The sequence below is a fragment of the Nocardioides sp. P5_C9_2 genome (assembly GCF_054049555.1).
This window is the reverse complement of the sequence record NZ_JBFUMD010000051.1, coordinates 1-12,355: the sequence shown is the minus strand read 5'-3', so window position 1 is coordinate 12,355 and position 12,355 is coordinate 1. Positions and strand designations below refer to the sequence as shown.

The following is a 12,355-nucleotide window of genomic DNA, read 5'->3' as shown; positions in this document are numbered from 1 at the left end:
GCGTTGCTCGCCGGTTGCGCCGGGCGGGGGCCGATGGCGTCCGATCCGGTGAAGAGGCAATGGGAGTCGCGCGCATCCTTGCCCAGTTGTGGCTCACTGCGTCTGCATCAGGGCGAAGCAGTTGAGGTCGACGGCAAGACGGAACTCGCGTGTCTACAACGCGCGCTCGACTCCGGACGGGGTGCAGAACTAACGATCCGCTATCCCACGACCGAGGTGTACACCGACTCCACACAGGATGCTTTCAGCGACCGCAAGTGGGGCTTCGCTTCCTGCGACCAGCCCGAGATGTCGCTGGACGCCAACTGTTGAGTATGCGCATCTGCCGCGACCAGAGCGTCCGCTCATCCCGAAGAACGGACGCCGGTTCGCAGTCTCGGGTAGACACGGCGACATGGATCTCCGCTTCCTCGTCCCGCTTCTGCAAGACGGTGCGACACCACTCATCCGAACTGAGTTCTCCGATGACGTCGCTTGGGCTCGTGTCATTGCGGCCGTCACCGGGCGTGTCATCGTCAGCGAGCCCGATCCCGAGATACCCGGCGACGATGGGGGTTACACCCCTCACATCCGACCGATAGACGACCCCGCCTTCACCGATTCCGCCGCAGCGGCATTCGCAGAGGCGTGGCGTCCCCACCGCGACGAAGCCCTGGGGTACGTACTGCTCGCCGACGCCCAGACGATGCGCGCCGCCGCGGGTGAGGAGCTGACCGTCGTCTACGTCGACCTCTATGCAGCGGACGACGATGCGGAGCTCGGATGGGTCTATGGCAACTCGTTCCGCTGCGTCGCCGGCGAGGTCGCCAGCATTGAGGTCAACCTCGGCATCGCGAACATGGACTTCTCAGACTTCGCCGACCACGCCGAGGAACATGCCGGGGTCTTCCGAGGCTTTGACGCTTGACGATCGCGGGACGCCGTCGACGCGCGCATCTGCCGCGATGAGTCGATGGTCGGCGGGGAGGCGGGGTCTACTTCCCAGCACTTCTTCCACCGTGCGGTGGAACCCGTCTCTCCCTCTTGTCTGCCGGGATGGCCGGGGCTAACCCTACGGACTTCGGACGTCCGGATCTACCGCGACCAGCTCGCACGCGTCGCCGCAGATGCGGTCGTCTGTATGGCGCCGACAGGCGACGGTTCGACGCGGCTCCGCATCCGAACCCGGTGGTCAGTGGCTCAGACGACGTCGAGGTGGCAGGACCCGCGGGGCCGCTGCGCGCGGGTTGCGCCTTTGGGCTGGCACTGTTCCCGTCAGGACCCGGAGGGTCTGGGATGGGCTTCGGCCTCGCATTGCGTCTTGTACGTCAGAGCGCCTGGGCATGGTCTGCTTCACCCGCTCAGGGATGACTCTGCCGCGCGGCAGCCCCTGCAGCGACGTGACATCACCCGGACCGGACGAGGTCAGCGCCCGATCCCGACGCCATGCTGGAGGCATCGCCAGGAGCCGAGGACCCCTGTGGTCAACAGCGAGCAGCACGAGAAGTAGTAGACGGAGCGACACTTGAGCAACAACGCGCCCGCGCTGACGGCCAGCCTCTGGCGGACCCGGCGGGCCGCCGCGATGGCAGGGATCGTGTTTGGGGTCCTGCTGCTGACGGCCATGACGCTGCTGCGCCTGGCGCTGTCCGATGCCAACTTCGAAGCCTTGCAGTCCGACAGCGATCGTCGCCAGCTGATCCGGGTCAGCCTTCACCTGATCCCTTTCGCCGGTATTGCATTCCTTTGGTTCATTGGTGTCATCAGGGAACAGCTCGGCGCCGTGGAGGATCGACTCTTCGCCACCGTGTTCCTAGGAAGCGGGCTGCTCTTCCTGGCCCTGATGTTCGTTGCGGCTGTCACCTCACTGAGCATCATGAACATGCTCGACAGTCCGAACGCCAGCCCGGAGGTCTGGGCCTACGGCCGCGACACCTCACAGGCACTCATCACGGTATACGCCATGCGGATGGCCGCAGTCTTCACTCTCTCGGTCAGCACGGCCGGCCTCCGAGCTTCGGCCCTGCCTCGCTGGGTCTGCTACCTCGGCTACCTGGTAGCGCTGGCACTACTGCTGGGCTCAGCCAGCCAGAGATGGCTACAGCTGCTGTTCCCCGCTTGGGTGTTGTTGGTCAGCGCCGCGATCCTGTTGACCTCTCCGGCGCACCGTGGGCGTACTAGTTTCCCCGACGAGGACGGGTGACCAACCTTCAACCCAGAGAGGCAGTCGCTCGGGGGCCTACAGGAAGTTTGGGACTCGCCGCGATCACGCCCGAAAGAGCACACCCTGGTCGGACACGACCGGGACGATCAGGTCGTAGGCACAGCGTGGGCTGGCTGCAACCGCGCCGTCACTGAGCAGGAGGCGTCTACCTCGGTGGAGCCGTCCGCCCGGATCGCCGCGGCGAGGGCATCGGTCGTTCCGTCTTGCGGTGGGAGATCGCACATGCCCTCGCATGGGATCGCGCCACTCGTGAGGACGGCTACGGACCGCTCACCATCCGCCTGTACGCACCATCCGACCAAGCCGATGTCCGAGACCTGGCCGAACGGCACGGCCTCGCGGTCGAGCGCTACTTCTTCGAGATGTCCCGTCAACTCCATGCGTCGCTTTGCCATCTCGGGCATGCAGGTCGCGACGCTCGGCGTGGACGCTTCGAATCCCTCCGGTGCGTTGCGACTGCATGAAAGCCTCGGCTACGAGCAGGCATCCAGCACCTGCGCGTATGGGCTCGTGGGACCGCCGCAGCACTCCACCTGACCCAGGTCCGCAGCGCCGCTTGATGTGCTCGACCTGCCTGACCGGCGGCTCAGGTGGGCTTGCGCGCAATCCGGTAGTGCAACGTGAGGAACGGGAAGCCGAAGACCCAGAACCGGTGCTCGGCGCGCAGTGCGCCGTTGTCGACGTACACGTCGAGCTGCTCCTCGAAGCCGGGCACGGCCAGTGCCGTCAGCTCGTCCGCCGCCGTGTCGATGTAGGTGAGGTAGTGCCCGGCCTGGCCGTCATGCACCCGGCTCGTCAGGGTCAGGCCCCGGTCGGGTCGTGACCGCGGCGCCAGCGTGGCGGTGAAGCTGCCCTCGGGGACGGGGAACCCGACGCTGACGTAGCCGGTGTCGCCGTACGTGTAGGTGGTGTAGATCCCGAGCATGATCGGTTCGTCGTCGTCGGCGAACGACCGGACCCAGCCGCGCACGGACGTCACGCCGTCGACGCCCGAGACGGTGTCGATCCGGCTGCGGATGCCTCGTTGGGCCTCGCGCTGGTTCATCGGGATGTTGGCCTGCCCGAGCGGGCGCGCGACGAGCGTGCGGTAGAGCAGGTAGCCGGGACGCACCCAGAGCCGCCACTCCGGCTCGATGTCGAGGGCGAACCGGGTGGTGTGCTCGTAGAACTCCCGTACCAGCGGGTCGACCTGCCCCGGGTCCAGGTCCGGGCCGGCCAGGGCGTCGAGGGAGGCCACGATTCCCGTGTCCGGGGCGTCGGCGGTGTACTGCGCGCCCAGCTCCTCGGCCAGGTCTCGGACGTAGGCGGTCCCCACGTACCTGGACCGTGCGGGCCGGGGCACCACGAACGGCAGGTCCGCGGCCGGGACGCGCTCGGCGAGCAGGCTGAGCTGGGCATCGCGGAAGACCAGGGCGGACAGGCTGCGATAAGCGAGCACGGTGCTGCTGGCGACCACGGCCGCCGGGGACGACCGGCGTCCGAGAACCTCCCCGACGACGACACCGACGAGGGGACCCATCGCCACCTTCTGCGGTCGCAGCCCCATCGCACCGACCGCGGCGCCCGTGGCCGTACCGACCGTTCGAGGCCCTGCGCCGGCCACCTGCTCCGCGAGCCAGCCCACCGGTGCGGCCAGCGCCGCGCTCACCGCGATCCGTTGACCCAAGGCCGGGATATCGCCCTCCCGCTGACGGGCGCGGGCCACCGCCTCCGACGCACCGAGGCCGATGGCCCCGACGAGCGCGGCACCGGCCGCGGACCGGATGCCGTGGTGCGCGGCCAACGATGCTCCCGCGATCCCTCCGATCGAGGCGGCGAAGCCGACGGGCGACATGGTGGCCACGTTCGCGACCCTAGTCCGATCCTGCACGGAGCCGAGTCCAGATCATCGCGAGCGATCGTCGCTGGGCGCTCGCGACAGCTCCGCCCGCCACCAGGCACCGCTCTCGATCCGCTCCAGCCGGCGCAGGGCGAGGTCCCCGTGCGCGAATCCCTCGACCTCCGCGCGGGTCAGCGGCCACGGCGGACCCTGCACCTCCGAACCGTCCTCGCGAACGGTCGCCAGGACGAGCAGGGTCCCTGCCGGAGCGACCAGCGCGCCGATGCCCTGCGCTGCGAGCGCGTGCTGGGCAGGCGGCATGGACTGAACGGTGAGGCTCTCGACCACCAGGTCGAACCTGCCCACCCACTCACGAGGAAGGTCGAGGACATCGGCGACCAGGTAGGTCACCCTGGTGCCTGGATGCTTCTGCCGCGCGCCGGCGATGGCCGTCGGTGCGAAGTCGAAAGCCGTGGTCCCGAACCCCAGGAGGTCAAGGAGCTCGGCGTCGGCCCCGTAGCCACAACCGACCACCAGGGCTTTGCGGCCGTGCCCTGCCAGGCCGTGCGCCTCGACCCACTCCACGAGCTGCGGACGGGCGGCGCCATGGTCCCAGGGCGGACGTGCGCCGCCGGCCTCGGCGCCGGCATAGATCGCCTCGAACATCTCCGAGGGCTCACCTGTCACGTCTCGAGGTTACGACCACCGCCGCGAGCCCGCCCGGTACGACATGCTGCTGCGTCCCCCGGGCACGGGCACCTTCCTCGCCCACATCGACTGGACCCACTGGGTCACGCGAAAGCTTCTCGCCACCCGTACGGTGCCGTTCGTCGTCGGCTGACCTGCCGCACAGGTGCATCACGCCTTCGTGCAGGTCACAGCTGGGCGGCGGTCGCGGCGATGGCGGCCGACAGTGGTACGTGCTCTCGAGCATCCCGGGCGGCACACTTGAGCAGGCGGGCGGCCACCGTGCCGTGACGCTGCCTCAGCGCCACCTGGGCCGCCCGCCATCGGCAGTACGCCGCGTCATGAGGTCGAGTGAGGTCGTCCCACTTCGTGGCTGCGGCAACCCAGTCGTCGACGGTCTGGTCGCCTCTCAGCCTCGCGATCTCGGCGTGCCAGGTCCGGCTCCAGGCGTGACCGTCGACGGCCGGATGTTCTCCGCCGAATGGATCTGTCGAGCAGGAAGCGAGGAGCGATGTGAGGACTGGCGTCGCGCGTACGTCGCCACGGTCGGCCGCGACGCGCGCTGCCCGCGCCAGCGCGGGTCCGGTGTCGCGGGCCGCCTCGGTGGGCGCCGCCTCGCGGATGACGCCGACCAGCCTGCGAAACGTGTCGCCCGCGTCGCCTGTCCACAGGTCCACCTCCGCCAGGCTGTCCGCGGCCTCGATGCGGTCCTCGACACCCCACCACGGATCCTGCTCCAGGGCAGCCGAGAGCGCCGACGCGTCCACCCGGTGGCCGCGCAGGGTCTCGAGCACCACACGTTCCAAGGACAGGAGGCTCCCCGAGCCGCTGCTCGTCGGTGCCTGCTCGAGGAAGGCCCATGCCCGTTCCACCTGGCCGGCGCGACGCATGGCCAGGGCCACGTTGTAGCGGAGCACCGTCACCGCGTAGGTGTCCAGGCCCCAGGCGTCCGCGGCCTCGAGCCCACTCCGAGCCGCGCGCACGACGTCCTCCACGTCACCGGCAGTCAGCAGCAGGATGTCGGTGATGCTGCCTGCGAGAAAGACGTCGCCCCGCGGGTCCGGCCCCGGTACGACCAGCTCGGCTGCCACCCGGGCACCACGCAACGCGGCGTCGCGCGCTCCGTCCTTTGCGTCGGTCCATGCTTTCTGGATCACCATCCGCCGGTACGACGACGGGTCATCCAGTGCCGCGGCCACCTCGACGCCTCGCTCCGCCGCCGTCGCCGACTCGGCGTACCGTCCCACCCTGCGCAGCGCGTGGGTCCACACGAACAGCGCACGGACGTGACCCTCACAAGGCGGCACCGCGACGTAGACCGCCAGTGCTCGGTCTACGAGAGCCAGCCCTCGCTCGGGATCATCGGTCTCGGTGAAAAAGCCTCCGGCTCGTTGCCACACCTCGGCTGCCTCGGGGGGAGGCAGGCTGGGCGCCAGGGACAAGGCGTCCTCGACCAGTGCCCTCGCGCGTTCCAGGTCGACGCCGCCGATGAGGTCCAGGGCCGCCACGACGGCCTCGTACCGACGAACGGGCGGGTCACCGACCGTCTCGATGTCCTTCGGCCACAGCTCGAGCGCGCGCACCCACTGGTCCACCTCGTGCCGCAACGCGAACCGCTCGTGGGCGCTGACAGCCGCCCGCAGACGCCATCGGAGCTCCTGCTCCGCGTCCCCGGCCGCCGCCCAGTGTCCCGCCACCTCCGCCGGCACCGGGGTCGTCGAGAGGCTGAGGGCCTGCGCGATGTGTCGGTGCTGTGCCTGGGCCTCGCCCGGCACCAAGCGACGTCGGATCGCTTCGGCCAGGAGGGGGTGTCGCAGCATCACCGTCGAGTCGGTCGTGTCGGCCAGGAGATGGCGTCCGGCGAGTGTGTGCAGTACCTCGGTCACCTCATCGGCGCTCAGTCCGGACGCCGCAGCCACGATGTCGCTGGTCAGGGGACGCTCCGCCACACCGAGGGCGCGCGCCAATCTCCACGTATTTCCCGCGAGCTCGCCCAGGCGGGCGTCCAGGAGATCGCCCAGCAGAGCCGGCCCGGCGCCGACGGAGACATCGTCCTGCGCGGCCAGCTGCTCGGTGAACAGGGGCAGGCCCAGCGAACGGGCGTAGATGGCGTCCGTCTCGCTCGGCGATGGCCGGCGCCCCATGAGCATGGCGAGCTGTTCACCGGTCTCGTCCTGGTCGAGGGGCGCCAGCATCACTGTGGTCACGGGAACCAAGCGCCGGATGCGGTTGAACCACTCGACGGTGGGGCCAACCGTGTCCGGGTCGTCCAGGCGCCACGTTCCCACCAGACGGACCGGTCCGCGCGCCACGAGGTGCTCCACCAGGTCGAGGGTCGCGGTGTCGGACCAATGGAGGTCCTCGACCGCTATGGCCAAGGGTCGTCGCTGGGCGAGCGCCGAGAGCACTGATCTCAGCGCGACGGCGAGGTGCGCCATGGATTTCTCGGTGCGTCCCTCGTCCATGAGCGGTGCCAGCTCCGGCAGAAGTCCTGCCAGGGTCCCGCGCACCCAGGCCGAGCAGTCGGCCACGGCGTCCTCCAACCACCTGCCCCCGTCGRACTCATGCACCTCGCGCAGTGCGTCCGCAACAGGCATGAGTGGTACGGACGTCGAGAGTGGGAGGCAGGCGCCCAGGGCGACGAAGGTGTCGGTTCCCGAGCGTGCCGCTGCCAACAGCCGGGTCTTGCCCATGCCGGCTTCGCCCGTGACCAGGAGGAGTCCGGTGCCGGCCTCGAGGTGGCGGCGTACGACGCCGAGCTCGTGGGTGCGTCCGGCCATGAAGGTCGCGGGCAGGGGTGTGCTCGCGGTCCGGGTGGTGGTGGCGAGCCAGAGCCGGTGGAAGCGTCCGGTGTCGCCGTCCATGACCTCGACCAGCAGCTCGAGCGTGCCCCAGGTGGGGACGGCTGAGGTCGAGAAGGTCTTGGAGACTGTGGTGTGAGAGATGCCGGCCGCACGCGCCAAGGTGCGCAGGGAGGGCCAGCCTGCGCGGTGGTGCAAGTCGTGGAGCGCTTCGACCAGGTCGCGGTGCGGACCGGGGGGCAGGTCGGGAACAGGCAGGGCAGCCACTCGACACCTCCCGTCGTCGTGGAGCCGAGACTGCGTGGACCCCCCGCTCCGCCGGTGGTGCCTCCAGTGTGGCGACTTTCCACGCGCGCGCCTAGGGACCATCAGCCGCTTGAGGACCGCGTCACCGCCGCCTGTCGGCGGGCGTCGACAACAGCGACCCCCGATGGCTCGCAACGATTGACGCGTGTGCCTCGCCGAACGTGCCTTGGCCGACCTCGCGTCCCCCCATGCGCGTGTAGAACGCGGGGGCCGGGATTCGCTGACAGGACCTCGAGCCGGACGGTGGAGAATGCGAGCTGGCTGAGCTCGAGCACGGCGGCACGCAGCAGGGCGGCTCCGACTCCCCGGCGGCGGCAGGTCGGATCGACGTACAGGCCACGCACCTCGGCAGTCAGTGCCGCATCATCGTCGTCCGCAGGTCGCCCGTAGACGAGGACACGCGCCCATCCCTGCGCGGACACGTCCGGAGTCCAGTCGGCCACCCGCCTGCGCCAGGCCTCATCCGGCATCTGGCCCTCGTGCGCCGACAGCCAGGACGTCACCATCACGCGGCCCAGCGGTGCCCGTCTCCGAGCACCGGCGGCCTCGTCGAGACCTTCATCGGTCCAGGTGTGGTGCAGCACGACCCCTTCCACGGCGCGAATGGTTCCGGCAGTCGCGCGCACGCCGAGAGGTGACAGGTTCATACGCAGATTCTGCCCACAGAGGGGGCGCAATCGCCGCGCGCGACAATAGGGCATGGTCCACGGCTCTCAGGGCACGGTCGCGTTTCGGCTCTGGCCGCCGATCGCGATCGGCGGACCCCTGCTTGTCGGATGGCTGGCCACGCTGATCCGGAGTGACCCGGTAGACCTCGGCGGGTGGCGGGTACCGGTCGGCCTGGCCCTGCTGTTGTTGTTCCTCGGGTGGAACGGCTGGTCGCTCTGGCTGTTCGGCCGACACGAGACCGGGCTGCTCCCAGGGCAGGCGACACATGCGTTGATCGAGGAAGGTCCGTACCGCCTCTCCCGAAACCCGTTGTACGTCGGCCTTCTCGCGCTCTACCTCGCGCTGGCGTTGCTGGCACCGACGTTCTGGGGCTTGGTGCTGTTGCCGGTCGCGGTGCTGCTCGTGCGCTGGGGCGCGATCCGCCCCGAGGAACGGTTCCTGCACGAGCGGTTCGGGGGACCGTACGACGACTACACGCGGCGGGTGCGGCGCTGGCTGTGACCGGGGGTCATCTCGACCCGCGCAACGTGGGCGGTCTGCGCCGGTCCGATACGCCGACGGTGGCAGTCTGTCCATAGCCCAGATGGGGTCTGCCCACGGGCCGCTCGCGGACGTAACTTCGTCAGTACAGGGGACCTGAGCGATCTGGGGGGCGCCAGGTTTGATCGGACCGCCCGCCGCGACCGACCCGAGACGGCCGTCGGCGGGCGGCCCGTTCTCATCAAGGACTTCCATCGTTTCCGGCCCGCGGTCCCACGATGAGCCAGTCCCCGTGCTTCTGTCCTGCCCCGGCTCGAGGCACATCTCGCCCACCAGGCGAAGACAACCGCTGCTCCCGTCTGCAGCGCGGCCCGGGAGGCCTTGATCAACTGCAGACAGGTGTAGGCCTCGACGGCGTACAGCTGCCAACCTCGTGGACCCTCGACTGCTCCGTCCACGGCGTTGAACACGTCCTCCGACTCGGGATCGGCTGCCTGGTCGATCCCGATCGCAAGCGCAAGCTGATGACACTCGGCGAGCAGCCGCGGTGCGGATCCGACGAATCCGCCAGCGACTGTGAGGTCCTGAAGGACGGGAGCAAAGTCGACAGGAGCGTAGAAACCCTCGGCGTCAGAGTGGTGGATGAGGTGGTCGAAGGCGGGGGGGTCGGACTGCCGTGATGCTGGGTCTTCTGGCGGCCGAGGCGTTTGCGGGAGACCACACCGAGTGCAGGTCCAGCCGCGTACACCTTGGCAAGCGTGGGGTCATCCGCGGCGCTTTCATCCGATCCCAACGGATCGGGCAGCCGGCCGTCCTCGTCGTCATCGACGAGGTCCTCGGCGAACCCGACCACAACATTGAGTCCCATGAAGGAAACGTAGCGGCACGTGCCACTATGATCGCGTCTCATCGAGGGGGAAGACATGCAGTTGAAGCACGCCGCCGTGAGGGCAGTCATTGCCACCGCACTGGTCGCGACAGCCGGTCCCGCCCACGCTGAGAGCGACAGCCGTTCGGGCGACACGGTGAAGCCGGTCATGAAGTACGCCGAGGTCGCCGTCCGTGCGTGCCGGGGGCGAAGCGGTGGCTTCTCGACGGCGACGTTCACTGCGGTCAACCGCGGTGAGAGCAGGGCGTTCGCCAAGGCATGGGCGGACAACGGGTATCACGCGGAGATCGGCAGCCGGCGACTCAACGAGGGCGAGTGGGCAGAGCTGGGCGAGTTCGGGACGACGGGGTCGACGGTCGAAGTCGAGTTCCATCTCGTCATCCGAGTGAACGGTCAGACACGCACCAGCGTGTTCTTCGGCAGGGACTTGCCGAAGTGCTGACAGTCTGACTCCTCACTGCTACTCGCCCGATAGCTGGCGAGGTCGTCGTCGGCCCGAGAGCGTGTGACTCGCTGACATGTACTTTCTCCGGCAGGCTACGAGGGGTCGTCCGGCGACCGGCGGCGCCGCGGGAGCTCGGCTCGAAGTCCACGCTCCAGCTGCCACAGCCCGGCGACGGCAGCTGCTACCGCGACAAAAGGCGCTGCGCGGTCGACATCCCAGGACACCGAGCCGAGCAGGTAGGCGACGTACAGCAGCACGAGGCCGGTCAGGATCGAGTACCAACCAGCGCTCAGCCTGCCGAACGCCATCAGGCGGGAAGTGGTGGTGCGCGCGAACCCCATGAACCTGAGGCTAGTGGCTCAGGGCGTGGTGTGGCCGAACCACTGCTCAGCCCCGAACTCGGTGAATCGCTGGGACTCCGCGAAGCCCAGTCGTTCGGCCAGCCTCACCGAGGGCACGTTGGCCACCTGGGTGCAGAGCACGACGGGCTCGCCAGGCAGGACGCGCCCAACCCACTCCAGGACACACCGCACGGACTCCGTGGCGTACCCGTTCCCCCAGGCTCGTGGCAGGAACGTGTAGCTGATCTCCAGCTCGGACCCCGCCGGCGCCAGGTGGCCCGGCCGCGATGCCGGTCGTCGGTCGACCATGACCGTCCCGAGGAAGCACCCGTCCTTCTCCACCGTGAAACGGCCGGGACGAGCGCTGGAGGTCGAGGACACCTGGGACGCGGCGAGCTCCTCATCGACAGGCCCGCCAAGGAATCGTCGGACGTCCGCCGAGGACAGCAGGTCGATGAGGCCTGCCCGGTCCCGAGCCTCGGTCGGTCGAATYGTCAGGTGGGCCGACTGCATCGGACGTGCCGGCCATGCGACATCGAGAGGGTCGAGCACGGTCTGACCCTACGACCGGATCGACCCGCGCCGATGAAGCATGTAACGCGATCAGCCCTGCGACCACCATCGGGCAAGGAGACCGTCGAGGGCGTCGCTGCCATCGGCCGCGACCCGGATGCCTTCGACGGTCAGGCGGACGACCCGTCCTCCTCGCACCGATACGGCGCATGAGACGGTCGTCCATCGAGCCCGCCAGGTGCTCGCTCTCCAGCAGCGCCATGAGGCCGATGAGCACGGCGACGTCCTGGGAGGACGGGGGGTGGGGGACGGGTTCACTACCGGCAGATCCATTGACGACTGCACCGTCATCGACGTGCTTGGTCGGTTCGGGGATCTCGATGAGCCGCAGCAGGGTGCCGTCCGGATCTATGAGGGCACCGATGCGAAGCCCCGACTCCTCGAAGCGGGGTGGATGGAGTCGCGGGAACCCCGTGGTGGACTCCGGGAGCCCCGTGTCGAGACACGCGCGGTAGACGGCGTCGACGTCGTCGAGGCGCAGACAGCACCCGAAGGAGCTCTGGGCGGGGTCGAGGTCGGGGAAGGGGAAGAACTCGAGCACCACCTCGCCACGACTGAGGATCATCCAGCCCTCGTCGCGGTACACCTCCGCAAAGCCGAGGCGACCGTAGAAGGCGGACGTCGCGCCAAGGTCGCGCGAGGGGAGATGGGGGGTCGCGGCGTCGGCCATCCACCCACCCTGGGCGTACTTCTCGACTTCGGAACGGCACGACGGACAGTCTCCAGTGCCGGAAGTCGGGCTCAGTGAGGCTCAGCGGCCTGAGCAGTCCGGGAGTGCCCGCAGGTCGCCCCATCCCTTGCGCCTCGCGTAGGCAACCAGCACCACTGCAAGCACGATGAAGGGAGTCGCGAGGTTCAGCTCGCTGATCGCCGAGACCTGCCAGGTCGGGCCATCGACGAGTCCGCCGACGCGGGCGACGTCGTTCGACATGCCGTGCATCGCGACGGCGAGCAGTGTTGCCTGTCCGGCACGGGCCCAGAAGAACGTCATGACCACCGAGACGGCGACGATCTTGACCGTGAACGCGCCGAGGTAGGCGAGCGCTCCCCAGAGTCCGTAGTCGAGGAACGCGTCGAACTTCACCGGGTAGTGCCATGAGGCCCACGCCTGGCCGACGATCAACGAGGCCGCTACCGGGCCG

Annotated in this window: 13 protein-coding genes and 1 pseudogene; 6 read left to right on the top strand and 8 right to left on the bottom strand. The window is 69.0% G+C overall.

What is annotated here, in order from left to right; genetic code table 11:
• The 4 genes from ACXJKL_RS04475 to ACXJKL_RS04460 all read left to right on the top strand — a co-directional run.
• The coding region (locus tag ACXJKL_RS04475) for a hypothetical protein (RefSeq protein ID WP_457205854.1) at positions 1 to 312 on the top strand (312 nt) is incomplete at its 5' end.
• 82 nt (positions 313 to 394) lie between these two features.
• On the top strand, positions 395 to 907 hold the full coding sequence (locus tag ACXJKL_RS04470) for a DUF6924 domain-containing protein (RefSeq protein ID WP_457205853.1): 513 nt from the start codon (positions 395 to 397) through the stop codon (positions 905 to 907).
• A gap of 597 nt (positions 908 to 1,504) precedes the next feature.
• The gene (locus ACXJKL_RS04465) at positions 1,505 to 2,182 is read left to right on the top strand and encodes a hypothetical protein (protein WP_457205852.1); all 678 of its coding nucleotides are present in this window, start codon (positions 1,505 to 1,507) and stop codon (positions 2,180 to 2,182) included.
• Positions 2,183 to 2,581: 399 nt separating this feature from the next.
• On the top strand, positions 2,582 to 2,740 hold the full coding sequence (locus tag ACXJKL_RS04460) for a hypothetical protein (protein WP_457205851.1): 159 nt from the start codon (positions 2,582 to 2,584) through the stop codon (positions 2,738 to 2,740).
• Positions 2,741 to 2,789: 49 nt separating this feature from the next.
• On the opposite strand, the gene ACXJKL_RS04455 is transcribed toward ACXJKL_RS04460, so the two are convergent.
• The 4 genes from ACXJKL_RS04455 to ACXJKL_RS04440 form a co-directional block, all read right to left on the bottom strand.
• Positions 2,790 to 4,046, bottom strand: a complete 1,257-nt coding sequence (locus tag ACXJKL_RS04455) for a hypothetical protein (RefSeq protein ID WP_457205850.1) — start codon at positions 4,044 to 4,046, stop codon at positions 2,790 to 2,792.
• Between the two features lie 42 nt (positions 4,047 to 4,088).
• Positions 4,089 to 4,709: a class I SAM-dependent methyltransferase gene (locus ACXJKL_RS04450; protein ID WP_457205849.1), complete on the bottom strand. Its 621-nt coding sequence runs from the start codon at positions 4,707 to 4,709 to the stop codon at positions 4,089 to 4,091.
• Positions 4,710 to 4,897: 188 nt separating this feature from the next.
• Positions 4,898 to 7,777 carry an ATP-binding protein gene (locus ACXJKL_RS04445; RefSeq protein WP_457205848.1) on the bottom strand — a complete coding sequence of 960 codons (2,880 nt, stop codon included), beginning with the start codon at positions 7,775 to 7,777 and terminating at the stop codon, positions 4,898 to 4,900.
• A gap of 101 nt (positions 7,778 to 7,878) precedes the next feature.
• The gene (locus ACXJKL_RS04440; protein WP_457205847.1) at positions 7,879 to 8,463 is read right to left on the bottom strand and encodes a GNAT family N-acetyltransferase; all 585 of its coding nucleotides are present in this window, start codon (positions 8,461 to 8,463) and stop codon (positions 7,879 to 7,881) included.
• Positions 8,464 to 8,515: 52 nt separating this feature from the next.
• Between ACXJKL_RS04440 and ACXJKL_RS04435 the strand changes: the two genes are divergently transcribed.
• A complete protein-coding gene (locus tag ACXJKL_RS04435) occupies positions 8,516 to 8,986 on the top strand; it encodes a methyltransferase family protein (RefSeq protein ID WP_457205846.1) in 471 nt (156 codons plus the stop codon).
• Positions 8,987 to 9,888: 902 nt separating this feature from the next.
• Complete coding sequence (locus tag ACXJKL_RS04430; protein WP_457205845.1) at positions 9,889 to 10,296, top strand: hypothetical protein; 408 nt, start codon at positions 9,889 to 9,891, stop codon at positions 10,294 to 10,296.
• Between the two features lie 95 nt (positions 10,297 to 10,391).
• Here ACXJKL_RS04430 and ACXJKL_RS04425 read toward each other — a convergent pair whose 3' ends face one another.
• The 4 genes and pseudogenes from ACXJKL_RS04425 to ACXJKL_RS04410 form a co-directional block, all read right to left on the bottom strand.
• Positions 10,392 to 10,640, bottom strand: coding sequence for a hypothetical protein (locus ACXJKL_RS04425; RefSeq protein WP_457205844.1), 249 nt, complete (start codon positions 10,638 to 10,640; stop codon positions 10,392 to 10,394).
• 18 nt (positions 10,641 to 10,658) lie between these two features.
• On the bottom strand, positions 10,659 to 11,192 hold the full coding sequence (locus ACXJKL_RS04420) for a GNAT family N-acetyltransferase (protein WP_457205843.1): 534 nt from the start codon (positions 11,190 to 11,192) through the stop codon (positions 10,659 to 10,661).
• Between the two features lie 328 nt (positions 11,193 to 11,520).
• Positions 11,521 to 11,883, bottom strand: a pseudogene (locus ACXJKL_RS04415) (bleomycin resistance protein); the annotation flags it as partial.
• A gap of 81 nt (positions 11,884 to 11,964) precedes the next feature.
• Positions 11,965 to 12,355: hypothetical protein (locus tag ACXJKL_RS04410; protein WP_457205842.1), on the bottom strand; the 391-nt coding region annotated here is incomplete at its 5' end.

What these genes read in the sequence shown, in the direction of transcription:
- ACXJKL_RS04470 (WP_457205853.1), top strand. Translation starts at nt 395, where the DNA reads ATGGATCTCCGCTTCCTCGTCCCGCTTCTGCAAGACGGTGCGACACCA.
- ACXJKL_RS04460 (WP_457205851.1), top strand. Translation starts at nt 2,582, where the DNA reads ATGCGTCGCTTTGCCATCTCGGGCATGCAGGTCGCGACGCTCGGCGTG.
- ACXJKL_RS04440 (WP_457205847.1), bottom strand. Translation starts at nt 8,463, where the DNA reads ATGAACCTGTCACCTCTCGGCGTGCGCGCGACTGCCGGAACCATTCGC.
- ACXJKL_RS04435 (WP_457205846.1), top strand. Translation starts at nt 8,516, where the DNA reads ATGGTCCACGGCTCTCAGGGCACGGTCGCGTTTCGGCTCTGGCCGCCG.
- ACXJKL_RS04430 (WP_457205845.1), top strand. Translation starts at nt 9,889, where the DNA reads ATGCAGTTGAAGCACGCCGCCGTGAGGGCAGTCATTGCCACCGCACTG.
- ACXJKL_RS04425 (WP_457205844.1), bottom strand. Translation starts at nt 10,640, where the DNA reads ATGGGGTTCGCGCGCACCACCACTTCCCGCCTGATGGCGTTCGGCAGG.